General features: G+C 68.5%; 1 protein-coding gene. It reads left to right on the top strand.

From position 1 onward, the window contains the following. On the top strand, nt 1–2,177 hold a 2,177-nt coding region (locus M2427_RS42000; protein WP_280712560.1), incomplete at both ends, for a type I polyketide synthase.

Genomic DNA, 2,177 nt, shown 5'->3' with positions numbered 1-2,177 from the left:
CTGTCGAGCGTGCTGGCGGGGCGCGTCTCCTATGTGCTGGGTCTCGAAGGTCCGGCGATGACGGTGGATACCGCGTGCTCGTCATCGCTGACGGCGTTGCACCTGGCCTGCACGGCGCTGCGGCAAAGCGAGTGCGATCTGGCGCTGGCGGGCGGCGTCACCGTGATGTCGACGCCCTCGACGTTCGTGGCTCTCGGACCCGACAACGGCATGGCGCCCGACGGTCGCTGCAAGGCGTTCTCGGCGGCTGCCAATGGCGCCGGCTGGAGCGAGGGCTGCGGCGTGCTGGTCTTGAAGCGCCAGTCGGACGCGGAGCGCGACGGCGACGAGATTTGGGCGTTGATCCGCGGTTCGGCCGTGAACCAGGACGGGCGCAGCCAGGGCCTGACGGCACCGAACGGTCCGAGCCAGCAGCGCGTGATCCGCGCGGCTCTCTCCGCCAGCGGTGTGAGCCCCGACGACATCGACGTCGTGGAGGCGCACGGCACCGGCACCAATCTCGGTGACCCCATCGAGGCGGGTGCGCTCGCCGCCGTGTTCGGACCGACGCGGCACGCGGACCGTCCGCTGTGGCTGGGCTCGTCGAAGTCGAACCTCGGGCATGCCCAGGCGGCTGCAGGTGTCCTTGGCGTGATGAAGATGGTGCTGGCGCTCCGGCACGAGGTCTTGCCGAAGACGCTGCATGCGGAACAGCCGAGCAGCCAGATCGAGTGGGACGGCAGCGGGCTGTCGCTGCTGCAGGAGGCGCGGGCATGGCCGCGTGAGGCCTCGCATGTGCGTCGTGCCGGCGTGTCCTCGTTCGGTATCAGCGGCACCAATGCGCATGTGGTGCTCGAAGAGGCGCCGGCGCGTGCGAAGACTGGTAGTGCAACTGATACGACCTCGCCGATGATCCCGCTGCTGGTGTCGGGCCGTGACGAGGCCGCGCTTCGTGCACAGGCGGGCCGTTACGGCGAGTGGCTGTCGCAGCATCCGCAAGCGGATTGGTCTTCCGTGGTGACCACCGCGGCATTGCACCGGACGCAGTTTGCTTCGCGTGCCGCGGTGTCGGTGCGCGATGCGAAGGAAGCAGAAGAAGCATTGCGCGCGCTGGCCGAGGGCCGCCCGCATGCGGTGGTGTCGGTTGGCGAAGCGCGAGGCGATGCCGGCAAGCTGGCATTCCTGTTCACGGGCCAGGGCGCGCAGCAGCTCGGCATGGGCCGGGCGCTGCTGGAGAGCTGTGCCGCGTTCCGCGCCACGTTCGAGGAAGCCTGCGGTTATTTTGATGCGCTGCTGGATCTGCCGCTGCGCGATGTGATGTTTGCGGAGGAAGGCTCCGAGGCAGCGGCCAGGCTCAACGAGACGGCTTACGCGCAGCCCGCTCTGTTTGCGGTCGAGGTGGCATTGTTCCGCCAGCTGAAGCAGTGGGGCATTGCGCCCGACATCCTGCTTGGTCATTCCATCGGCGAACTCTCGGCCGCGCATGTTGCCGGCGTGTGGTCGCTGAAGGACGCCTGCCGCGTCGTCGCGGCACGTGGCCGCCTGATGCAGGCACAGCCCGCCGGCGGCGCGATGGTGGCGATCGAGGCGGGCGAGGCAGAGGTGCTGCCGCTGCTCACCGATGGCGTCGAGATTGCCGGACTGAACGGGCCGCGCTCGACGGTGATCTCGGGCGATGAAGCCGCCGTGCTGGCGCTCGCTGAAGCGTTCAAGGGCAAGGGCCGGAGGACCAGCCGTCTGCAGGTCAGCCACGCCTTCCACTCCCAGCGCATGGAGCCGATGCTGGAGGCCTTCGGCGAGGTGTTGTCGTCTGTCACGTTCGGCACGCCGCGTCTGCCGATCGTGAGCAATGTGACGGGACGTCTGGCGACGAAGGACGAGCTTTGCAGTGCGGAGTACTGGGGGCGCCAGGTGCGCCAGGCCGTGCGCTTCCTCGACGGCGTGCATGTGCTGGAAGCCGAAGGCGTGCGGGCAAGCCTCGAGCTCGGTCCTGACGGTATCCTGACCGGACTTGCGGCGGGCTGTCTCGTGGAAGGCTCACCGATGCAGGTGATTGCTTCGCAGCGTCGCGGCCGCGATGGCAGCGAGGCGTTGCTGGCGGCACTCGGCGCGCTGCATGTGCACGGCGTTCACATTGATTGGACGAAGGCGCTCGGATCGCATGCGCTTCATCCGGTCGCCTCGTTGCCGACCTATGC

The organism is Bradyrhizobium sp. BR13661 (assembly GCF_029892425.1).
In the GTDB taxonomy this organism is placed as follows: Bacteria; Pseudomonadota; Alphaproteobacteria; order Rhizobiales; family Xanthobacteraceae; genus Bradyrhizobium.
Note: the sequence above shows the minus strand (reverse complement) of the source record. Positions and strands in the feature narration are given on the sequence as shown.